This window comes from Sphingomonas sp. BK345, from assembly GCF_014193845.1.
Classification (GTDB): Bacteria; Pseudomonadota; Alphaproteobacteria; order Sphingomonadales; family Sphingomonadaceae; genus Sphingomonas.
Genome location: NZ_JACHZX010000005.1, coordinates 61,921 through 83,873 on the forward strand (window position 1 = coordinate 61,921; position 21,953 = coordinate 83,873).

Consider the following 21,953-nt stretch of genomic DNA (forward strand, 5'->3'; position numbering starts at 1 on the left):
TGCGCGTCGATCGGTTAACGTGCCGTCAACCTGCCCGCCGCTCAGCAGCCGAAGTGACGGAGCTGAAAGCGATAGACCCACAGCAGCAGCGTCGCCGCGCCGAGCAGAAGGCAGAGCCGCGAGCGCGGCCGACACCAGGCACACAGCAGCAGGGCCACGACGGGCAGGAGCGTCAACGTGGCCAGCAGCGGCCGGGCGGGATCGCGTGCGCCGAGCACGGCACACCGCGATCCCGGCACGAGATCGTCACCGGCGGCGATCCACTCGAGCGGGCTGGTCGAGAGCGTCACGATCGATAGCGCCGCCGCCAACGTCGACAGCGTGAGCACGAGGCGCTTGGCGCGGGCGAGCTGCCGCAGCGCTCGATCTCGCCGACGGCGCGGTGGCTGCCTAACGGGCGGCGCTGGCGTGTCCCGGGGCTCCGGCGCGGGCGGCGGCCGCCGCGCCGCGTGACCGCGCCGGCCGGGCATGGCTCAGCAAGCGTCGATCAGCGCGCGCAGCGCGGGATCGCGCACCTCGAGCACCTCAAACAGGCCAAGCGCGCGGAGCACCGGCACCGCCCCGGCGATCGCGCTCGTCAACAGCGCGCGTTCGGACGGTGCGATATCCGGCTCGGCCCAGCGACGCGCGTTGCGGAGGAAGGCGGCGACGGTGCCCTTGCGCGCGGGAATCCCGTCGATCTCGGCGTGATCGACGCCGTCGGCGAGCACGTCCTCGGGGCGCGAGGGGCGGGGCTGGTCGATCACGCGCGGGCTCCGTCAGGGATAACCCTCTCATCTTAGGACGCTCCGCCGTGGCGCCGCCGCGACGGGGCATAAAAAAGAAGCCGCCGCCCGGCATCCCGGGCGGCGGCTCGATCAGGTCGGCGGGCGGCGGGCGGCGGGCGGCGCGCGGCGCCGCCCGTCTCGTCTCACTGCTCGTTGAGATACTCACCCGCGTCGGCGTCGGTACCGGTGCCCGAGGGCACCACCGCCGCCAGCGGATCGCTGCCGGTGCCGGCATCGTCGCGCGGGCTGCGCTTCTCCTCGGCGGCGCGCGTCTGCGACGCCGTGCCGGCCGAGCCCGCCGCGATCATCGCCTCCTGCAGCTTGCGCTGCTGGACGCGCAGCGCGGCGTCACGCGACGAGGCTGCCACGCGCAGGCGGTTCATGCCCGCGCCGGTGCCCGCCGGGATCAGCCGGCCGACGATCACGTTCTCCTTCAGGCCCATCAGCGTGTCCTGCTTGCCCTGGACCGCCGCCTCGGTGAGGACGCGGGTGGTCTCCTGGAACGACGCCGCCGAGATGAAGCTGCGGGTCTGCAGCGACGCCTTGGTGATGCCCAGCAGGATCGGCTTGCCCGCGGCGCGCGCCTGACCGTCCTCCAGCTTCTCGTTGATCGCGTCCATCTCCTCGCGGTCGACCTGCTCACCGACCAGCAGCGTGGTATCGCCGCTCTCGATGATCTCGACCTTCTGAAGCATCTGGCGGACGATCGTCTCGATGTGCTTGTCGTTGATCTTCACGCCCTGGAGACGATAGACCTCCTGAATCTCCGACACGAGATATTCCGCCAGCGGCTCGATGCCGAGTACCTCAAGGATGTCGTGCGGGTCGGGGCTGCCGCCGATCAGGTTGTCGCCACGCTTGACGTAGTCGCCTTCCTGAACGTCGATCACCTTCGACTTGGGCACGAGATACTCGACGACCTCGCCGCCGTCCTCGGGCTGGATGCCGATCTTGCGCTTGGCCTTGTAGTCCTTGCCGAACACGACGCGGCCAGAGACCTTGGCGATGATCGCGTTCTCCTTGGGCTTGCGCGCCTCGAACAGCTCAGCGACGCGCGGCAGACCGCCGGTGATGTCGCGCGTCTTGGCGGATTCGCGCGCGACACGCGCGAGCACGTCGCCCGCCTGCACCGTCGCATTGTCCTCCACCGACAGCACCGCGCCCGGCGCCAGCAGGTAGCGCGCCGCCTCGCCCGAGCCCTCGTCGAGCAGGGTCATGCGCGGGCGCAGATCCTCCTTCGACTTGGTGGTCGCGCGATATTCGGTGACCACGCGCTGCGCGATACCGGTCGCCTCGTCGACCTGCTCGGTGAGCGTCTTGCCCTCGATCAGGTCCTGGAACTTCACGGTACCGCCGGTCTCCGTGATCACCGGCATGGTGAACGGATCCCACTCGGCCATACGGTCGCCCTTGGAAACGATATGGCCGTCGTCGAACATCACGTACGCGCCGTACGGGATCTTGTGCACCGCCAGCTCGCGCCCGTCCATGTCGACGATCGCGATCTCGGCCGAGCGGCTGAGCACGACGCGACGGCCGCGCTGGTCCTCGATCACGCGCACGTCGCGGAACTCGACGGTGCCGTCGACCGGCGCCTCAAGGTTCGACTGCTCGTTGAGCTGCGCCGCGCCGCCGATGTGGAAGGTCCGCATCGTCAGCTGCGTGCCCGGCTCACCGATCGACTGCGCCGCGATCACGCCGACCGCCTCGCCGATGTTGACCGGGGTGCCGCGCGCGAGATCACGCCCGTAGCACTTGCCGCAGACGCCGACCTTGCTCTCGCAGACCAGCGGCGAGCGGATCTTCATCGCCGGGATGCCCAGCGCCTCGATCTGAGCGACCATCGGCTCGTCGAGCAGGGTGCCGACCGGGATCACCACCTTGCCCGTCTTGGCGTCGACCACGTCCTCGGCCGTGGTGCGGCCGAGGATGCGCTCGCCGAGCGACGCGATCGTCGAGCCGCCCTGGACGATCGCCTTCATCTCGAGCGCGCGCTCGGTGCCGCAATCCTCCTCGATGATGACGCAGTCCTGCGACACGTCGACGAGGCGGCGGGTGAGATAGCCCGAGTTGGCGGTCTTCAACGCGGTGTCCGCCAGGCCCTTACGGGCGCCGTGGGTCGAGTTGAAATATTCGAGGACGGTCAGGCCTTCCTTGAAGTTCGAGATGATCGGCGTCTCGATGATCTCGCCCGACGGCTTGGCCATCAGGCCGCGCATACCCGCGAGCTGCTTGATCTGCGCCTGCGAGCCACGCGCACCCGAGTGCGCCATCATGTAGATCGAGTTGATCGGCTTCTCGCGGCCCGTCTCCGGATCGACCTTGACCGCCTTGATCTCGTTCATCATCGAGGCCGCCACCTGGTCGCCGCAGCGGCTCCAGGCGTCGATCACCTTGTTGTACTTCTCCTGCTGCGTGATCAGGCCGTCCTGATACTGCTGCTCATAGTCCTTCACCTGGTCGCGCGTCTCGTCGACCAGCTGCTCCTTGTCGCCCGGGATGATCATGTCATCCTTGCCGAACGAGATGCCGGCGCGGAACGCGTGGCGGAAGCCGAGCGACATGATCGCGTCGGCGAACAGCACCGTCTCCTTCTGGCCGGTGTGGCGATACACCTCGTCGATGACGTCGCCGACGTCCTTCTTGGTCAGCAGCCGGTTGACGACGTCGAAGGGCACCTTGTGGCTCTTCGGCAGCGTCTCGCCCAGCAGCATGCGGCCCGGCGTCGTCTCGAAGCGCTTGAGATACTGCTTACCGTTCTCGTCGGTCTGCGGCACGCGGCTGATGATCTTCGAGTGGAGCGTCACCGCGCCGGCGTAGAGCGCCTGGTGCACCTCGGCCATGTCGCCGAGCAGCATGCCCTCGCCGGGCTCGCCCTGCTTCTCCATCGACAGGTAATAGAGGCCCAGCACCATGTCCTGCGAGGGCACGATGATCGGCTTGCCGTTGGCCGGGCTGAGGATGTTGTTGGTCGACATCATCAGCACACGCGCTTCCAGCTGCGCTTCCAGCGACAGCGGGACGTGCACTGCCATCTGGTCGCCGTCGAAGTCGGCGTTGAACGCGGAGCAGACCAGCGGGTGGAGCTGGATCGCCTTGCCCTCGATCAGCACCGGCTCGAACGCCTGGATGCCGAGCCGGTGGAGCGTCGGCGCGCGGTTGAGCAGCACCGGATGCTCGCGGATCACCTCGTCCAGGATGTCCCAGACTTCCTTGCGCTCCTTCTCGACCCACTTCTTCGCCTGCTTGAGCGTCATGCTCAGGCCCTTGGCGTCGAGGCGCGCGTAGATGAACGGCTTGAACAGCTCGAGCGCCATCTTCTTGGGCAGGCCGCACTGGTGCAGCTTGAGCTCGGGACCGGTCACGATCACCGAACGGCCCGAATAGTCGACGCGCTTGCCGAGCAGGTTCTGGCGGAAGCGGCCCTGCTTGCCCTTGAGCATGTCGGACAGCGACTTCAGCGGACGCTTGTTGGCGCCCGTGATCGTCCGGCCGCGACGGCCATTGTCGAACAGAGCGTCGACTGCCTCCTGCAGCATGCGCTTCTCGTTGCGGACGATGATGTCCGGCGCGCGCAGCTCCATGAGGCGCTTGAGGCGGTTGTTGCGGTTGATGACGCGGCGGTACAGGTCGTTGAGATCCGACGTCGCGAAGCGGCCGCCGTCGAGCGGCACCAGCGGGCGCAGCTCGGGCGGGATCACCGGCACGACCTCGAGGATCATCCACTCGGGCCGATTGCCGGACTCAAGGAAGGACTCGACGACCTTGAGCCGCTTGATGATCTTCTTCGGCTTCAGCTCGGACTTGGTCGTCGCCAGCTCCTCGAGCAGCGCGACCTTCTCACCCTCGAGGTCGAGGCTCTCGAGCATGATGCGGACGGCCTCGGCGCCGATGCCGGCCGAGAAGGCGTCCTCGCCATATTCGTCCTGCGCCTCGAGCAGCTCGTCCTCGGTGAGCAGCTGATACTTCTCGAGCGGGGTCAGGCCAGGCTCGATCACGATATACGCCTCGAAGTACAGCACGCGCTCGAGCTGCTTGAGCTGCATGTCGAGCAGCAGGCCGATGCGCGACGGCAGCGACTTGAGGAACCAGATGTGCGCGACCGGGGCGGCCAGCTCGATATGGCCCATGCGCTCGCGGCGGACCTTCGAGACGGTCACCTCGACGCCGCACTTCTCGCAGACGATGCCCTTGTACTTCATGCGCTTGTACTTGCCGCACAGGCACTCGTAATCCTTGATCGGACCGAAGATGCGCGCGCAGAACAGGCCGTCACGCTCGGGCTTGAACGTGCGATAGTTGATCGTCTCGGGCTTCTTGATCTCGCCGAACGACCAGCTGCGGATCTTGTCCGGCGACGCGATCCCGATCTGGATCTGGTCGAACGTCTCCGGCTTGGCGAGCGGATTGGCGAAATTGGTCAGTTCGTTCATCTTGCTTTCCTCACAGGGAGGGAAAAACCACATCCGTTCGCCCTGAGGAGGGACTGAGCGGAGGCGAAGGCCCGTCTCGAAGGGCACGCCCGGCCTCAGTCCCTCGGGACGCCGCTTCGACTTCGCTCAGCGGCTCCTCAGGACGAACGGTGTTATCTGCTCACTCGGCCGCGATGGCGACGCCGTCCTCGTCCACGCCCAGGTCCATCGTCTTGAGATCGACGTTGAGACCCAGCGAGCGCATCTCCTTGACGAGCACGTTGAAGCTCTCGGGAATGCCGGCCTCGAACGTGTCGTCGCCCTTGACGATCGCCTCGTAGACCTTGGTGCGGCCGACCACGTCGTCGGACTTCACCGTCAGCATCTCCTGCAGCGTGTAGGCGGCGCCATAGGCCTGGAGCGCCCACACCTCCATCTCGCCGAAGCGCTGGCCGCCGAACTGCGCCTTGCCGCCCAGCGGCTGCTGGGTGACGAGCGAGTAGGGCCCGATCGAGCGCGCGTGGATCTTGTCGTCCACGAGGTGGTGCAGCTTGAGCATGTAGATGATGCCCACCGTCACCTTGCGGTCGAACTGGTCGCCGGTGCGCCCGTCGAACAGGTCCGACTGGCCCGAGCGATCGAGGCCGGCGAGCTCCAGCATCTCGGCGACATCGGCTTCCACCGCGCCGTCGAACACCGGGGTCGCCATCGGCACGCCCGCTTTCAGGTTCTGCGCCAGCTCGACGATCTCGTTGCCGTCGCGGGCGCGGATGTCGTCGAGGTAGTGCTCGCCATAGACCGTCTCGAGCCGCTCCTTCACCGCCGCGGGCATCTCGCCCGCGGTGGCGTCGGGGTTGGCCTCGCGCCAGTCCTCCAGCGCATGCGAGATCTGCTGCCCCAGGCCGCGCGCGGCCCAGCCGAGGTGGGTCTCGAAGATCTGCCCGACGTTCATGCGCGACGGCACGCCCAGCGGGTTGAGCACGAGGTCCACCGGCGTCCCGTCGGCGAGGAACGGCATGTCCTCCACCGGCAGGATGCGGCTAATCACGCCCTTGTTGCCGTGGCGGCCGGCCATCTTGTCGCCCGGCTGCAGCTTGCGCTTCACCGCGACGAACACCTTGACCATCTTGAGCACGCCCGGCGGCAGCTCGTCGCCGCGCTCCAGCTTCTCGCGGCGATCCTCGAACTTGTCGCGGATCTTCTTGGCGGCCTCGTCATACTGCGCCTTGACCGCTTCCAGATTGGCCTGGACCGCGTCGTCCTGCACCGCGAACTTCCACCACTCGTGGCGGTCGACGCTGTCGAGCAGGTCCATGTCGATCGTCGCGCCCTTCTTCAGGCCCTTCGGCACCGCCGTCGCGACCTGGTCAAGCAGCATCTCGCGCAGGCGGCTCCACGTCGCCCGGTTGAGGATCGTGCGCTCGTCGTCCGAGTCCTTCTTCAGGCGCTCGATCTCCTCGCGCTCGATCGCCATCGCGCGCTCGTCCTTGTCGATGCCATGGCGATTGAACACGCGCACGTCGACGATCGTCCCGGCGACGCCCGGCGGCAAGCGCAGCGAGGTGTCGCGCACGTCGCTGGCCTTCTCGCCGAAGATGGCGCGGAGCAGCTTCTCTTCCGGCGTCATCGGGCTCTCGCCCTTGGGCGTGATCTTGCCGACCAGGATGTCGCCCGGCTCCACCTCGGCGCCGATGTAGACGATGCCCGCCTCGTCGAGGTTGCGCAGCGCCTCCTCGCCGACGTTCGGGATGTCGCGGGTGATGTCCTCGGGTCCGAGCTTGGTGTCGCGCGCCATCACCTCGAACTCGTCGATGTGGATCGACGTGAACACGTCGTCCTTCACGATCCGCTCGGAGATGAGGATCGAATCCTCGTAGTTGTACCCGTTCCACGGCATGAACGCGACGAGCGCGTTCCGGCCCAGCGCCAGCTCGCCGAACTCGGTCGACGGGCCGTCCGCGATCACGTCGCCGACATTGACCACGTCGCCCACCTTCACCAGCGGGCGCTGGTTGATGCAGGTCGACTGGTTCGAGCGCTGGAACTTCATCAGCGTGTAGATGTCGACGCCCGACTCGGTCGCGCTGACGTCACCCGTAGCGCGGATCACGATGCGGCTGGCGTCGACCTGGTCGACCACGCCGGCGCGCTTGGCGGCGATCGCCGCGCCCGAATCGCGCGCGACGGTCTCCTCCATGCCGGTGCCGACGAACGGCGCCTCGGCCTTGACCAGCGGCACCGCCTGGCGCTGCATGTTCGAGCCCATCAGCGCGCGGTTGGCGTCGTCGTTCTCCAGGAACGGGATCAGCGAGGCCGCGACCGACACGAGCTGCTTGGGCGAGACGTCCATCAGCGTGATCGTCTCGGGCAGCGCCATCAGGAACTCGCCCGCCTGACGCGCGGAGACCAGCTCCTCGGTCAGCCGGCCGTCCGCGTCGAGGTCGGCGGAGGCCTGCGCGATCGTGTGCTTGGCCTCTTCCATCGCCGACAGATAGACCACCTCGCCGGTGACCTTGTTGTCGACAACCTTACGGTACGGCGTCTCGATGAAGCCATACTTGTTGACGCGGCTGAAGCTCGCGAGCGAGTTGATCAGACCGATGTTCGGGCCTTCCGGCGTCTCGATCGGGCAGATGCGGCCATAGTGCGTCGGGTGGACGTCGCGGACCTCGAAGCCCGCGCGCTCACGCGTCAGACCGCCCGGCCCGAGCGCCGAGACGCGACGCTTGTGCGTCACCTCGGAGAGCGGGTTGGTCTGGTCCATGAACTGCGACAGCTGCGACGAACCGAAGAACTCGCGCACCGCGGCGACAGCGGGCTTGGCGTTGATCAGGTCGTTCGGCATCACCGTCGACACGTCGACCGACGACATGCGCTCCTTCACCGCGCGCTCCATGCGCAGCAGACCGACGCGATACTGGTTCTCGAGCAGCTCGCCGACCGAGCGGACGCGGCGGTTGCCGAGATTGTCGATGTCGTCGATCTCGCCCTTGCCGTCCTTCAGGTCGACCAGCGTCTTGACCACCGCGAGGATGTCCTCGGTGCGCAGCGTCGTCACCGTGTCCTCGGCGTCGAGGTCGAGGCGCATGTTTAGCTTCACGCGGCCCACCGCCGACAGGTCGTAGCGGTCCGGATCGAAGAACAGGCCGGCGAACAGCGATTCCGCGGTCTCGAGCGTCGGCGGCTCGCCGGGGCGCATCACGCGATAGATGTCGGACAGCGCCTGCTCGCGCTCCTCGGCCTTGTCGGCCTTGAGCGTGTTGCGGATCCACGGACCGGTAGTGACATGGTCGATGTCGAGCAGCTCAATCCGGTCGATCCCGGCCTTGTCGAGCTTCTCGAGGCTTTCCGGCCCCATTTCGTCACCGGCCTCGACGTAGATCTCGCCGGTCTTCTCGTTGATCAGGTCGTAGGCGGAATAGCGGCCGTAGATCTCCTCGGTGGGGATCAGCAGCGTCTGCAGCCCGTCCTTGCCCGCCTTGTTGGCGGCGCGTGGGGTCACCTTGGTGCCCGCGGCGAATACCACCTCGCCCGAGGCGGCGTCGATCAGGTCGAACGTCGGCTTCACGCCGCGCCAGTTCTCGGGCGCGAACGGGATCTGCCAGCCACCCTCGCCGCGCACATAGGTGACGCGGTTGTAGAAGTGGTTGAGGATCTCCTCCGAGTTGAGGCCCAGAGCGTACAGCAGCGCCGTCACCGGCAGCTTGCGCTTCCGGTCGATGCGGACGTTGACGATGTCCTTGGCGTCGAACTCGAAGTCAAGCCACGAGCCGCGATAGGGGATGACGCGCGCGGCGAAGAGATACTTGCCGCTCGCGTGCGTCTTGCCGCGGTCGTGATCGAACAGCACGCCCGGCGAACGGTGCATTTGCGACACGATCACGCGCTCGGTGCCGTTGATGAAGAAGGTACCGTTCTCGGTCATGAGCGGCATGTCGCCCATGTAGACGTCCTGCTCCTTGATATCGAGCACCGAGCGGGTCTCCGTATCGGGATCCACCTCGAACACGATCAGGCGCAACGTGACGCGCATCGGCGCGGCATAGGTGATACCGCGCTGGCGGCACTCCTCCACGTCGAACTTCGGCGGCTCGAGCTCGTAGGTCACGAAGTCGAGCTCGGCGGTGCCGGCGAAATCGCGGATCGGGAACACGCTGCGCAGCGTCTTCTCGAGACCCGAGACATAGCCGATCGAGGGATCCGAGCGCAGGAACTGCTCGTAGCTCTCGCGCTGGACCTCGATCAGGTTCGGCATCTGCACGACTTCGTGGATGTTGCCGAAGACCTTGCGGATGCGCCGCTTGCGCGTGCCGCTGAGCCGGTCGGAGCGCGCGGAGCCCGCGTCGATCGCCTTGGTTGCCATAGGAGCGTGTGCCTCGTCAGCCAGAATATACGGGCGCATGGACCGAACGGCGAAAGGCCGCGCGTCTGATCCCGGCGGGCGGGAGACGGCGACCTTCAGCGTCCTGAACCCCTCGACCCATACGTATGACTCGCTGCGCGACGGCGTGCCATGTCCCGAGATCGAAGGAAGTGACCGGGATATAGGCTCGTCGTGTTGGAGCGTCAACCGGGCGGGGGTGGCTCGGCGGCGCGGGGCAGGGCGGTTGACCTCCTCCGTGAGCGCGGTAGCGGGTGCGGCGATGTTCACGCGTAACCTCCTCGTCCTGCTGGCCTCGCTGCCGCTCGCCCTGCCCGCGTCGGCGCAGCAGGCGACAACGGCGCCGGTCACCACCGTGCCGCCGGCCGATTCGGCAGTCCCGCCGCCGATCTCCTGGTCGCTGCCGCCGGGTCCTGGTGCCACGCCGAGCGTGCCAGCCGCGGTCGCACCGGTCCGGGTCGCGCCGACGCCGCGTCCGACGCCGACGGCGCGAGCGACGCCCGCGCCGGCGCCGCGAGCGAGTCCGACGCCGCGCGAAGCGCCTACGCCGACCCCGCGCGGCATCGCGACACCGGCAGAACGTGCGCCGGCCGTCGTCGCGACGCCGGTCGCCGCGTCCAGTCCGTCGGTGACATCGCCGGCCGCGGCTCCCGTCGGCACGCCGTCGCCGACGCCATCGCTTAGCGCCGCGGCGAGCGGCGTCATTCCAGTGCCTTCGCCCGCTTCCGCTCCGCCGGCACCGCTGTGGCGAGCCGACTGGCTGATCGCGGGTGCGCTCGTCCTGCTGGTCGGCGCCGCGCTGCTGTTGTGGCGGCGGCAGCGGCGCAAGGGATCGAGCGACGTCCACGCCGATGAGGTCGCGGTCTCCTCGGCGACGGTGGAGGCGCGCGCGCACCAGCCGCCCGCCTCGAATCCGGTACCACCCCTCGCCCCCGTGCCGACCGACTCCTTACCAACGTCGCCCGCCGTCGCTGCACCGCGTGCGCGTCTCACCGTGGCGCTGCGCCCGCGCCGCGGCGGGATCAACCTGCTCACCGCGACGCTCGACGCCGAATTGGAGATCGTCAACAGGGGTGATGCGCCGGCGGAGGCGATATACGTCACCGCGCGGCTGCTGAGCGCCCACCGCGACCAGCAGGCCGAACTCGACGCACTCTTTGCCGAACCGCGCGTGCGTGCCGCGACGGCGCCCTTCTTCCTCGCGCCGGGCGAGGCGCGCGTGCTGCCGCTGCTGCTCACGCTGCCACGCGCTGCGATCCGGCCGATCGACATGGGCGGGCACGCGATGTTCGTGCCCGTCGCGGCGGTGGACTTGCGCTATGCCAGCGGGGCGGGCGAGGCGCAGAGCGCGGCGGCCTTCGCGGTGGGCGTGGAGCGCGACGGCGCGACGAAGCTGGCGCCCTTCCGGCTCGACGGCCCCGCGCGCATGCACGAGACGCTCGGCGCGCGGCCACACGGCGAGCCGGTGATGCGCTGAGACCGAGCGACGCGACAGCGCAGCGCTTCAGCAGGTGAACGGTGTCGCGCAAACTGCGGGTGTCAACGGACGGATGTCGGGACCTCGGTGAAGCAACACCATCGACCGCATTGTCACCGCTTTGCTGCCGGAAGAGCAGCTCTCACCGCCAGGCGGTCGTCCTCAGCGTCCTCCCGTGACGCGACCGCCTGCCGCCTCAGGTCGACGCGCGCACCACCAGGGTCGCCGGCAGCGTGAGGTGATCGGTTGGCTCGCCCGCGATCTGGCGCACCAAAGTGTCGACCAGCACCGCGCCGGCCCGCGCGTAATCCTGCGCCACCGTGGTGAGCGGCGGGCGCGTCAGGCTCGCCGCAGGAATGTCGTCGAAGCCGACCACCGACACTGCGCGCGGCACCACCAGCCCGGCCTCGTCGAGCGCGCGCAGCGCGCCCAGCGCGATCAGGTCGGAGGCGGCGAACAGCGAGTCGAAGCCGATGCCGCGCGCGATCAGCCGCTGCGTCGCCTCATAGCCCGCCTGTTCGGACGATAGCGCGTCGACGTGCAGCCCCGGGTCCGCCGCGAGCCCGGCCTCGCGCAGCGCGTCGGAGAGGCCGCGGTAGCGGTCGCGGAACTCGGGATAATGGTCGCTCGCCTCGCCGATGAAGGCGACGCGGCGGCGCTTGCGCTCGATCAGGTGGCGGCCGACCGCGGCGCCGCCCGCGCGATTGTCGCAGCCGATCACCGTGCCGAGCCCGCCGCTCGCCGCGACCGAGCCGTAGCGCACGAAGCGAGTCTTCTGCCCGACCAGCTGCTCGACGCGCGCGCGGTACAGCTGCCAGTCGCCGTAGCCGAGCAGGATCAGCCCGTCGGCCTTCCGCGAATCGGCATAGTCGACGTGCCAGTCGGCGGAGAGCTGCTGGAACGAGGTGAGCAGGTCATAGCCGCGCAGCGCGCAGGTCTTGAGGATCGATCCCAGCATCGACAGGAAGAACGGGTTGATGTGCGAATCGTCGGGCAGCGGGTCTTCGAAGAACAGTAGCGCCAGCGTGCGCGCCTCGCCTTTCCGTAGCGACGAGGCGGCGCGGTCGACCTTATAGTTGAGCTGGCGCGCGATCGCCTCGATGCGAAGCCGTGTCGCCGCGCTCACCGTCTTGTCGCCGCGCAGCGCGCGCGACACGGTGGGCTGCGAGACGCCGGCCAGCGCCGCGATGTCGAACGAGGTGACTTTGTCGGACAGCGCCATGGCGGCGGATCGGTCTCTCCAGCGGGAGCATCTTCTACCGCGCGGGCGCCGCGCTGTGAATACGTATGCCCTGCGCTGGTCAAGCGCAGCGCCGCGCCGCATCAGGCGGCGAACCGCGCGGCCTGTCCCGACGCGGCACGGGGAGGGTGAGCGGATGGTGGTGTCGGGATCTTCGCTGGAGGTGTGCTCCCGCGAAAGCGGGAGCCTAGAGCCACAGAGCAGCATGTTCGCGGCTCTGGGTTCCCTCCTGCGCGGGAACGCGGGTGAGGCCAGGGCGGCTTCGTCCTCCTGCGCGTGGCGCGGGACGGACGGCACCGCCCCGTCCTCGCTGCCGCCGTCAGAGGGGTACGCCGCCGCTCCGTTCTCTTGGACGTCATCCCGAACTTGTTTCGGGATCCACCATGCCGCGTCCTCAGTGGCGGCGGCGCTCGCGGGACCGTGGATCCTGAAACGAGGTCAGGATGACGCTAGGAGCGCAAGCGTTCGCGCTCGTCCCCTCACCGTCATGACCATCCTCGCCGCGCTGCTCACCACCGCCACCCCCGCGCTCGCCGACCCGCTGACCGATCTGCGCGCGCGTCTGCCGCAGGACGAGGTGATCTACTTCGCGCTGCCCGACCGCTTCGACAACGCCGATCCGAGCAACGACCGCGGCGGGCTCAGCGGCGACCGGCTCGTCACCGGCTATGACCCGGCCGCCAAGGGCTTCTATCACGGCGGCGACCTCAAGGGGCTGACGCGCCGGCTCGACTATGTCGAGGCGCTCGGCGCGACCGCGATCTGGGTCGGGCCGATCTTCCGCAACAAGCCAGTGCAGGGCCCCAAGGGGCAGGAGAGCGCGGGCTATCACGGCTATTGGATCACCGACTTCGAGCATGTCGACCCGCATCTCGGCACCGACGCCGAGTTCAAGGCGCTGGTCGACGCCGCGCACGCGCGCGGCATCAAGGTCTACATGGACATCATCGTCAACCACACCGCCGACGTGATCCAATATCGCGAGTGCGGCGACTGCACCTATCGCAGTCGTGCCGACTATCCGTACCAGCGCCGCGGCGGCGTCGGCGGCGCCGCGATCAATCCCGGCTTCGACGGTGACCAGGACCAGAGCGCCGCCAATTTCGCCCGCCTGACCGACCCCAGCTACGCCTACACGCCGTTTGTGCCCAAGGGCGAGGAGAAAGCCAAGTCGCCCGCCTGGCTCAACGATGTCACGCTCTACCACAATCGCGGGAACAGCACGTTCAGCAACGAGAGCTCGACCATGGGCGATTTCGTCGGGCTGGACGATCTGATGACCGAGAACCCGCGCGTCGTCAGCGGCATGATCGAGATCTTCGGCGGCTGGATCGACCGCTTCGGCGTGGACGGCTTCCGCATCGACACCGCGCGCCACGTCAATCCCGAGTTCTGGCAGCAGTTCGTCCCCGCGATCCAGGCGCGGGCGAAGGCGCGCGGAATCCCGAACTTCCACGTCTTCGGTGAGGTGGCGGCCGACCAGCTCGACCCCGGCCCGCTCGCGGTGCACACGCGCGTCGACAGATTGCCCGCGGTGCTCGACTTCGCCTTCCGCCGCGCGGTGCTCGATACGGTGGCGGGACAGCGCGGCACCGACGCGTTCGAGACGCTGATCCGCGGCGACGCTTTGTACGATGGCGGCGAGGCGGCCGCGCGCACGCTCCCCACCTTCGTCAGCAACCACGACAACGGCCGCTTCGCCTATTTCGTTCGCCAGGGCTTCCCGCAGGCGAGCGACGACGAGGTGCTGCGCCGGGTCGAGCTCGCCAACGCGATGCTGCTCACCCTGCGCGGCGTGCCGACGATCTACTCGGGCGACGAGCAGGGCTTCACCGGCGACGGCAACGACCAGGACGCGCGCGAGGATATGTTCGCCAGCCGCGTCGCCAGCTACAATGACAATCGCCTGCTCGGCACCAGCACCACCACCGCCACCGCGCATTTCGGGCGCGACAACCCGCTGTTCCGCCAGATCGCGGCGCTGGCGCGCGTACGTCGTGCCGAGCCGGCGCTGCGCGAGGGGCGGACGCTGTTGCGCGCGCGCGAGGACAAGCCCGGGCTGCTCGCGGTGTCGCGCGTCGACCCGGCGAGCGGGCGCGAGATCCTGCTGGCCTTCAACACCTCTACCCAGCCCATCGACCGGCTGGTCGAGATCGGCCTGCGCGGTGCCACCGCCGCCACGCTCGCTGGCGCGGGCTGCGCCGCGCGCGCCGCCGCGCCCGGATCGCTGCGTGTGACCTTGCCGCCGCTCGGCTATGCCGTGTGCGCTATCGGAGAGACAGAATGACCGACCCGTGGTGGAAGGGCGCCGCCGTCTACCAGATCTACCCGCGCAGCTTCGCCGACGCGAACGGCGACGGTGTGGGCGACCTGCGCGGCATCACCGCGCACCTGGACCATGTCGCCTCGCTCGGCGTCGACGCGATCTGGATCTCGCCCTTCTACACGTCGCCGATGCGCGACTTCGGCTATGACGTCGCCGATTACTGCGACGTCGACCCGACCTTCGGCACGCTCGCCGACTTCGACGCGCTGGTCGCGCGCGCGCACGCGCTGGGGCTGAAGGTGATCACCGACCAGGTCTGGTCGCACACCTCGGAGCAGCATGCCTGGTTCCGCCAGAGCCGCCAGCGCCGCGACGGCGACAAGCACGACTGGTACGTCTGGGCGGATGCGAAGGAGGACGGCTCGCCGCCCAACAACTGGCAGTCGGTGTTCGGCGGCCCGGCCTGGACCTGGGACGCGCGGCGCCAGCAATATTACCTCCACACCTTCCTGCGCGAACAGCCCCAGCTCAACGTACGGAACCCGGCGGTGCAGGAGGCGCTGCTGGCGGTGGGGCGGTTCTGGCTGGAGCGCGGGGTCGACGGCTTCCGGCTCGACGCGATCAACCACGCGATGGGCAGCGCGGCGCTGACCGACAACCCGCCCGCGCCGCCCTCGAACAAGCCGCGGACGCGCTCGTTCGACTTCCAGCTCAAGCAGCACAGTCAGGATCAGCCCGACATGCTGCCTTTCGTCGAGCGCATCCGCGCGCTGACCGACGAGTATCCCGATCGCTTCACCGTGGCCGAGATCGGCGGCGAGGAGAGCGACTGGGTGCGCAAGGATTATACCGCGCCGCGCCGGCTCGACACTGCCTACGGCTTCGACTTCCTCTACGCCGAGCAGCTGACCCCGGCGCTGGTGCGCGCCGCGCTTGCGCAATGGCCCGGCGCCGCGGACGAGGGCTGGCCGAGCTGGGCGTTCGAGAACCACGACGCGCCGCGCGCGGTGTCGCGCTGGGCGCTGCCCCAGCATCGCGACGCCTTCGCCCGCGCCAAGATGGTGCTGCTGGCGGGGCTGCGCGGCAACATCTTCCTCTACCAGGGCGAGGAACTCGGGCTGACCCAGGTGGCGGTGCCGTTCGAGCTGCTCCAGGACCCCGAGGCGATCGCCAATTGGCCGCTGACGCTCAGCCGCGACGGCGCGCGCACGCCAATGCCGTGGCGAGCGGAGGGGCCGGGGCACGGCTTCACCGCGGGGACGCCGTGGCTGCCGTTCGGCGCGGACCACGGCGCGCTGGCGGTGGACGCGCAGGAGGCGGATGCGGGCTCGCTGCTGCACTGGACGCGGCGGCTGCTGGCGCTCCGCCGCGCGCATCCGGCGTTGCGGGTCGGACCGATCGCGTTCGTCGACCTGGGGCCGGGCGTGGTGGCGTTCGAGCGAGTCGCCGGTGACGAGCGGCTGCTGTGCGTGGTCAACCTGACGGCCGAGCCGCGCGAGCTGACGCTGCCCGACGGCGTGACACTGGTGGCCAGCGGGGTGAGCGGGACGCGCTTTGAGGGCTATGGCGCGCTGCTGGCGTTGCGTGTCCCGGTGGGGGGCGGGATCGAGGTGAGGGACGGCACCGCTTCTCACGTGCCGCCCGCAACTGGGCCCCGGCCTGCGTCGGGGCACGCGGGTGACGAGGCGCGCGACACTCGCTCCATCGGTGCCCCGGCGGAGGCCGGGGCCCAGTTGGGGGACGCTTCGCCATCTCGCGTGCCGTCCGTAACTGGACCCCGGCGTTCGCCGGGGTGGACGGGAGAAGGGGAGAGGTCGCCGCTCGCCGAGGTCACCACAGCTGCCGCCTCGACCGCCGACGCCATCCCTGGCTCCACCCCCCGCGCGACCTCCCGCGCATGACCCAGCCGCGCCGCCGCCGCCAGTCGCTCGCCGGGCTGGCCAACATCAGCTTCGGCTTCTTCGGCATCCAGATCGGCTTCGCGCTGCAGAACGCGAACATGAGCCGCATCTTCCAGTCGCTGGGCACGCGGCTCGACGACCTGCCCGCGCTATGGGTCGCCGCGCCGCTCACCGGGCTGCTGGTCCAGCCGGTGATCGGCCACCTCAGCGACCGCACCTGGCTGGGCCGGTTCGGGCGGCGGCGGCCCTATTTCCTCGCCGGCGCGCTGCTCGCCGCGCTGTCGCTCTTGATCATGCCGCTGAGCCCGGGGCTGCTCGTTGCGGCGCTGATGCTATGGGTGCTCGACGCCTCGCTCAACGTCTCGATGGAGCCGTTCCGCGCTTTCGTCGGCGACATGCTCGATCGCGACCAGCACGCCGCCGGTTACGGCGTGCAGACCGCCTTCATCGGCGCCGGCGCGGTGGTGGGCTCGATCTTCCCCTGGCTGCTCGAGCAGGCGGGCGTGTCGAACGTCGCGCCGCCGGGCGTCATCCCCGACTCGGTCCGCGTCGCTTTCTGGGCCGGCGGCGCCGCGCTGCTGCTGAGCGTGCTGTGGACGGTGCTGACCACGCGCGAATATTCGCCTGAGGAGATGGAGGCGTTCGACGGCGCGCGCGCCGCCGACGAGGCCGAGAGCCACGCCGCGCTCGCTGGGCGCGGTGACGGCGCTCCGCTGGCCTGGCTCGGCGCGGGTGCGGCGGTGGTGGCGCTCGTCGCCGCGCTCGGGCTGGAGAAGGAGATGTACCTGCTCGGCGCGCTGCTCGCCGGCTATGGTCTCGCCAGCCTGGTCGCCATCCGGCGCGCGCGGCGGGGGCGGAGAGCGGGCGTGCTCGGGCATCTCGTCGGCGATTTCGCGGGCATGCCGCCGCTGATGAAGCGGCTCGCGCTCGTCCAGTTCTTCAGCTGGTCGGCTTTGTTCATCATGTGGATCAACACCACCCCCGTCGTCACCGGTGCCTTCTACGGCGCGCGCGACGCGGCCAGCCCGGCCTATCAGGAGGGCGCCAACTGGGTCGACGTGCTGTTCGCCGCCTACAACGGCGTGGCGGCGCTCTCCGCGCTGCTGCTGCTGCCGTGGCTGGCGCGGCGCGTCGGCAAGGCGCGCACCCACGCGATCGGGCTCGGCTGCGGTGCGCTCGGCTTCGCCAGCGTCTTCGTGGTGCCCGACGCGCGCTGGCTGCTGCTGAGCGAGGTGGCGATCGGCATCGCCTGGTCGACCATCCTGGCGATGCCCTATGCGATCCTCGCCTCGGCGCTGCCGCAGCGCAAGCTCGGAGTGTACATGGGGCTGTTCAACGTCTTCGTGGTGCTGCCGCAGCTGCTGGTGGCGACGGTGATGGGATCGATTACCAAGCATTTCTTCCCGACCGAGCCGATCTGGACGCTGGCCTTCGCCGCCGCGACGATGCTGGCGGCGGCCTTGGCGATGCTGCGGGTGCGGGTGGAGTGAGGCGACGCGCGAGACGTACTTCGAGACGACGCTTCGACGGGCTCAGCGCCTCCTCGGCGCGAACGGATGCCGCGGCACCAGGCTGTCTTTCTCAGCCGTTCGCGCTGGGGAAAGGCTGAGCGCGTCGACGCCTCGTCTCGAAGTGCCTTCCGCTACGGCCGCTGGGGCGCCGTCTCGCCGCCCTGCGCCGCCAGCGCCATCGCGCGCGCGGTGCCGGTGGCGGGCTTGAGCCGCGTCGCCGACGCATCGCGGCCGTAGTTGAGGTACAACACCGTCGCGATCAGCAGCGCGATCGCCAGCAGCGCGGGCCAGCCGGCGAAGCTGCGGTAGGAGAAGCCGTGCTTGTTCGTGTCCATCGCGATCCTCGTCGTCGGGTCTCGCGGCTGGCAATGACATAGCGGGCAGACACGTTCCCGCTGATCGAGGTTACATTTTCTTGCTGTCAGGCGGCGCGGGGATGCGCCGCGAGCGCCGCCTCGGCCTGGTCGAGCGCGCGCGGGTCATCGACGTCGAGCCACCAGGCGTCGCCGACGTCCACCACCCGCGCCTCGCCGCACGCCGCCAGCGCCTCGACCCCGGCCGAGATCGAGCCGCTGCCACCGGCCGCGATCGAGTCGCGCAGCGCGTCATGAAAGCGCACGTCGACCGCGAACACGCCGGTGTCGTAGCAGTCATAGTCGGGCAGGTGCTTGCCGATCGCAACGATGCGATCGCCTCTCGTACGCACCCGCGTGACGTCGTCGAGGTCGACTAGGGGATTGTCGAGCCGGCGGTCGATCCCGAGCGTCAGCGCCGCCTCGGGCGCGGCGACGACGCGCGCGATCAGCGCCGGGTCGAGCAGGTGGTCCGCCATCATCAGCAGGTGGCGACGCCGGCCGATCGCCTCGGCGCCGGTCAGCACCGAATGGCCATTGGCGAGCGACCAGTCGGGCGTGCGCACGCAGCGCAGTGGCACGTTGAGCGTCGCCGCTACCACGGCGAGGTGACGCTCCAGCCGCTCGCCCTCGTGGCCGGTGACGACCGTCACGTCGGTGACGCCACCGTCGAGCGCGGCACGTAGCACGCGCTCGATCAGCGGCACGCCCTGCACGAGCGTCAGCGGCTTCGATGGAGAGACCGCGCGCAGCCGGCTGCCGTAGCCGGCCGCGACGATGAGCGCGTGCAAGGGGAGGGCCTTACTCGGCGGCGAGGCGCGCGTCGGCGTGGATGAACTCGTTGGTCATCGCGGCCGCCACGTCGTCGGTCACCTGCTGCGGCGGGTGCTTGCAGAAGAAGGCCGACGGACCCTCGAGTGCGCCAGCGATGCCGCGCTCCAGACCAAGCTTCACGCAGCGGATCGCGTCCACCACGACCGCGGCCGAGTTGGGCGAGTCCTCGACCGACAGGCGCAGCTCGAGGTTCATCGGCACGCCGCCGAACAGGTCACCCTCAAGCCGGAGGAAGCACAGCTTGTTGTCGCCGAGCCAGGGGATGTAGTCCGACGGACCGACGTGGATGTTCTCGTCCGCCAGCCGCTCGGCGATCACCGCCTGCACCGCCTCGGTCTTCGACTCCTTCTTGCTCGCCAGCCGGTTGCGGTCGAGCATGTTCATGAAGTCGGTGTTGCCGCCGGTATTGAGCTGGTAGGTGTGATCAATCGTCACGCCGCGCTGGCCGAACAGGTTCGACAGCACGCGGTGGACGATCGTCGCGCCAACCTGCGCCTTCACGTCGTCGCCGATGATCGGCAGGCCGGCGTCGGCGAACTTCTTCTCCCACTCGGGGCGCGAGGCGATGAACACCGGCATGCAGTTGACCACGCCGAGGCCTGCCTCGAGCGCGCACTCCATGTAGAATTCGGTCGCCTCCTGGCTGCCGACCGGCAGGAAGTTGACCAGGATCTCGGCGCCGGTGCGCTTGAGCTCGGCGATGATCTCCGCCTTCTCCGCGTCGCGCGTGTCGTTGATCTCGAAGCCGCGGTCGTTGGCGGCGGTGAGCATGTGCGGCGCGACGCCGTCCAGCTTGGCGCCCATCTTCACGATCGTCCCGGTCTTGGGCACGTCGGCGTGGAACACCTTGGTGCAGTTCGGTTTGGCGAAGATCGCCTCGCCGAGATCGAGCCCGACCTTGCGCGAATCGACGTCGAACGCCGCGACGAAATCGAGGTCGCCGACCTTGTAGCCGCCGATCTCCTCGTGGATCAGACCGGCGGCGGTGTTGCTGCCGGCATAGTGGTATTTGCCCTGCACGAGGCTGCTCGCGCAGTTCCCAACCCCGATGACCGCCACCTTGATCGAAGCCATTCTACCCCACTTGTCGGCCCCTAGCCGAGCTGAAGACATATACGTTGCCGCTTCGTGACAGATACGTGGCAACTGTCAAGCGGACCGATCGCCTGTATAGGCGCGCCGGGGCAAATGCACGAGGAACGCGTGAACGATTCCGAACCGGCTGTGGCGGGGAAGCCGCGCGAGCTACAAGGCTTTCTGAACAGGACGATTTATCACCCGCTCGCGCACCTGCTGGCGCGCGCGCTGGTGCCCACGCCGGTGACGCCGAACATGGTCTCGATCGCGGGCGCGCTGATGGTGATGGCGGCGGCGGTGCTGTACGCGCGGGTGGGGACGCCTGCGGCGATCGCGCTCGGTTTCCTGCTCCACTGCCTGTGGCACGTGGTGGACGGTGCCGACGGCGCGCTGGCGCGGATGTCGGGTCGCGCCTCGCCCTCGGGCGAGATCGTCGACGGGCTGTGCGACTATGCCGGGCACGCGGTGATGTACACGCTGCTCGGCGCGGCTATGGACGACCGGATCGGCTGGGTCGCCTGGCCGATCGTCGTGCTGGCGGGGGTGAGCCGTGCGGTCCAGTCGGTCTTCGCCGAGAGCCAGCGCCGCACCTATCAATGGTGGGCCTATGACGTGCCGTGGCTGCAGACCGCCAAGTCCGGCGGCGACGGTATCGGGGTGAAGCTGTCCGGCCTCTATCTCTGGGCGTGGCACAAGATGTCGGGGCCGACGCAGGTGGTGAACGCGCTGGTGGCGAGCGCCGCGGCGGATCCGCCCGAGCGCCGCCGCATCGCGCAGATCGCGCGCGAGGAGGGGCGCAAGCTGCTTCCCGCCGCCGCGGTGCTCGGCGCCAACCCGCGCACGATCCTGCTCGGGCTCAGCATGATCGCGGGGACGCCCCTCTGGTTCTTCCTGATCGAGATCGTGGTGCTCAACGTGGTGCTGGTGCTCGCGATCGTGCAGGCTGCCTACGTCGGGCGGCAGATGACCGCGCTGATCGCGCACGGGCACCGCTGACCCGCGTCGGTCGTGCACGGGAACCCCGCGCGCGGGCCGCGGGTTGCCTGCGGCAAGAACATGGATCAGCGAGATTTAGGGAGCGAGCGATGCGACGGATCACGGGCATGACGGCGGTAGGGCTGGCGACGCTGGCGCTCGCCGCGTGCAACGACCAGGCGAAGATGGACACGGGCGCGCCGGTCGCGGGCGGTGCCGGCGCCACTGCGCAGCTCGCCACCGCGACGGGCGCGCCGGCCGGCCGCGCCACCGTGACCGAGGTGGCGGGCGGGCTGCGCTTCACCGTGGACGTCAGCGGCATGCCGCCGGGCACGCACGGCGCGCACGTCCACATGGTCGGCCGCTGCGACCCGCCGGGCTTCGAGAGCGCGGGCGGCCATTGGAATCCGACGCAGATGAAGCACGGTACGATGAACCCGCAGGGGCCGCATCAGGGCGACCTGCCCAATCTCGTGATCGGCAATGACGGCCGCGGTACGATCGGCGCGACGATCCCGGGCGCGACCATGGCTGGGCTGCTCGACGCCGACGGCGCCGCGATGGTGATCCACGCCGGGCAGGATGACCTCAAGACCGACCCCAGCGGCAACTCGGGCGCGCGCATCGCCTGCGGCGTGTTCCAGGCGGGGTGAGAGGGGAGGGGCCGGCAACGCCGGTCTCTCATTGCTACCATCATCCTGAGCTCGTCTCAGGATCCACCGTGCCGCAGTGTCAGACGCCGAGGCGCTCGCGGGACGG

At 69.2% G+C, this 21,953-nt stretch carries 14 protein-coding genes; 6 read left to right on the top strand and 8 right to left on the bottom strand.

Translation table 11 applies throughout. From position 1 onward, the window contains the following. Positions 1–41: 41 nt before the first annotated feature. The 4 genes from FHY03_RS15555 to rpoB all read right to left on the bottom strand — a co-directional run bounded on the left by FHY03_RS15555 (position 42) and on the right by rpoB (position 9,542). Positions 42–329: a hypothetical protein gene (locus FHY03_RS15555; RefSeq protein ID WP_183923555.1), complete on the bottom strand. Its 288-nt coding sequence runs from the start codon at positions 327–329 to the stop codon at positions 42–44. Between the two features lie 144 nt (positions 330–473). Then, positions 474–746, bottom strand: coding sequence for a hypothetical protein (locus tag FHY03_RS15560; RefSeq protein WP_221190261.1), 273 nt, complete (start codon positions 744–746; stop codon positions 474–476). Between the two features lie 164 nt (positions 747–910). Next, the gene (gene rpoC, locus FHY03_RS15565; protein ID WP_183931627.1) at positions 911–5,200 is read right to left on the bottom strand and encodes a DNA-directed RNA polymerase subunit beta'; all 4,290 of its coding nucleotides are present in this window, start codon (positions 5,198–5,200) and stop codon (positions 911–913) included. A gap of 160 nt (positions 5,201–5,360) precedes the next feature. Beyond that, a complete protein-coding gene (gene rpoB / locus FHY03_RS15570; protein ID WP_183923551.1) occupies positions 5,361–9,542 on the bottom strand; it encodes a DNA-directed RNA polymerase subunit beta in 4,182 nt (1,393 codons plus the stop codon). 280 nt (positions 9,543–9,822) lie between these two features. On the opposite strand from rpoB, the gene FHY03_RS20740 reads away from it, so the two are divergent. Further along, positions 9,823–11,037, top strand: a complete 1,215-nt coding sequence (locus tag FHY03_RS20740) for a hypothetical protein (RefSeq protein ID WP_221190262.1) — start codon at positions 9,823–9,825, stop codon at positions 11,035–11,037. 196 nt (positions 11,038–11,233) lie between these two features. Here the strand turns inward: FHY03_RS20740 and FHY03_RS15580 are convergent, their stop codons facing one another. Continuing rightward, complete coding sequence (locus FHY03_RS15580; RefSeq protein ID WP_183931628.1) at positions 11,234–12,259, bottom strand: LacI family DNA-binding transcriptional regulator; 1,026 nt, start codon at positions 12,257–12,259, stop codon at positions 11,234–11,236. Positions 12,260–12,764: 505 nt separating this feature from the next. Between FHY03_RS15580 and FHY03_RS15585 the strand changes: the two genes are divergently transcribed. From FHY03_RS15585 to FHY03_RS15595, 3 genes are read left to right on the top strand one after another with little or no spacing between them, the layout of a single operon-like run. Then, positions 12,765–14,564, top strand: a complete 1,800-nt coding sequence (locus tag FHY03_RS15585) for an alpha-amylase family glycosyl hydrolase (RefSeq protein ID WP_183931629.1) — start codon at positions 12,765–12,767, stop codon at positions 14,562–14,564. Beyond that, positions 14,561–16,444, top strand: coding sequence for an alpha-glucosidase family protein (locus FHY03_RS15590; RefSeq protein ID WP_183931630.1), 1,884 nt, complete (start codon positions 14,561–14,563; stop codon positions 16,442–16,444). Before FHY03_RS15585 ends, FHY03_RS15590 begins: the two co-directional genes overlap by 4 nt. After that, positions 16,441–17,934, top strand: a complete 1,494-nt coding sequence (locus FHY03_RS15595) for an MFS transporter (protein WP_183931631.1) — start codon at positions 16,441–16,443, stop codon at positions 17,932–17,934. The genes FHY03_RS15590 and FHY03_RS15595 overlap by 4 nt, the downstream gene beginning before the upstream one ends. A 152-nt stretch (positions 17,935–18,086) precedes the next feature. On the opposite strand, the gene FHY03_RS15600 is transcribed toward FHY03_RS15595, so the two are convergent. The 3 genes from FHY03_RS15600 to FHY03_RS15610 all read right to left on the bottom strand — a co-directional run bounded on the left by FHY03_RS15600 (position 18,087) and on the right by FHY03_RS15610 (position 20,216). Then, positions 18,087–18,290, bottom strand: a complete 204-nt coding sequence (locus tag FHY03_RS15600) for a hypothetical protein (RefSeq protein WP_183923537.1) — start codon at positions 18,288–18,290, stop codon at positions 18,087–18,089. 86 nt (positions 18,291–18,376) lie between these two features. After that, entirely contained in the window at positions 18,377–19,099 is a 723-nt protein-coding gene (locus FHY03_RS15605; protein ID WP_183923535.1) for an NTP transferase domain-containing protein, read from the bottom strand. A gap of 10 nt (positions 19,100–19,109) precedes the next feature. Further along, positions 19,110–20,216 (bottom strand): inositol-3-phosphate synthase, encoded by a 1,107-nt coding sequence (locus FHY03_RS15610; RefSeq protein ID WP_132908946.1) that lies wholly within the window; start codon positions 20,214–20,216, stop codon positions 19,110–19,112. 129 nt (positions 20,217–20,345) lie between these two features. Between FHY03_RS15610 and FHY03_RS15615 the strand changes: the two genes are divergently transcribed. Further along, positions 20,346–21,215 (top strand): CDP-alcohol phosphatidyltransferase family protein, encoded by an 870-nt coding sequence (locus FHY03_RS15615; RefSeq protein WP_183923533.1) that lies wholly within the window; start codon positions 20,346–20,348, stop codon positions 21,213–21,215. Between the two features lie 89 nt (positions 21,216–21,304). After that, positions 21,305–21,847: a superoxide dismutase family protein gene (locus tag FHY03_RS15620; protein ID WP_183931632.1), complete on the top strand. Its 543-nt coding sequence runs from the start codon at positions 21,305–21,307 to the stop codon at positions 21,845–21,847. Positions 21,848–21,953 lie beyond the last annotated feature (106 nt).

Bases quoted from the DNA above. Each gene is read 5' to 3' on its own strand.
- rpoC (WP_183931627.1), bottom strand. From the start codon at position 5,200: ATGAACGAACTGACCAATTTCGCCAATCCGCTCGCCAAGCCGGAGACG.
- rpoB (WP_183923551.1), bottom strand. From the start codon at position 9,542: ATGGCAACCAAGGCGATCGACGCGGGCTCCGCGCGCTCCGACCGGCTC.
- FHY03_RS20740 (WP_221190262.1), top strand. From the start codon at position 9,823: ATGTTCACGCGTAACCTCCTCGTCCTGCTGGCCTCGCTGCCGCTCGCC.
- FHY03_RS15580 (WP_183931628.1), bottom strand. From the start codon at position 12,259: ATGGCGCTGTCCGACAAAGTCACCTCGTTCGACATCGCGGCGCTGGCC.
- FHY03_RS15585 (WP_183931629.1), top strand. From the start codon at position 12,765: ATGACCATCCTCGCCGCGCTGCTCACCACCGCCACCCCCGCGCTCGCC.
- FHY03_RS15590 (WP_183931630.1), top strand. From the start codon at position 14,561: ATGACCGACCCGTGGTGGAAGGGCGCCGCCGTCTACCAGATCTACCCG.
- FHY03_RS15595 (WP_183931631.1), top strand. From the start codon at position 16,441: ATGACCCAGCCGCGCCGCCGCCGCCAGTCGCTCGCCGGGCTGGCCAAC.
- FHY03_RS15600 (WP_183923537.1), bottom strand. From the start codon at position 18,290: ATGGACACGAACAAGCACGGCTTCTCCTACCGCAGCTTCGCCGGCTGG.
- FHY03_RS15610 (WP_132908946.1), bottom strand. From the start codon at position 20,216: ATGGCTTCGATCAAGGTGGCGGTCATCGGGGTTGGGAACTGCGCGAGC.
- FHY03_RS15620 (WP_183931632.1), top strand. From the start codon at position 21,305: ATGCGACGGATCACGGGCATGACGGCGGTAGGGCTGGCGACGCTGGCG.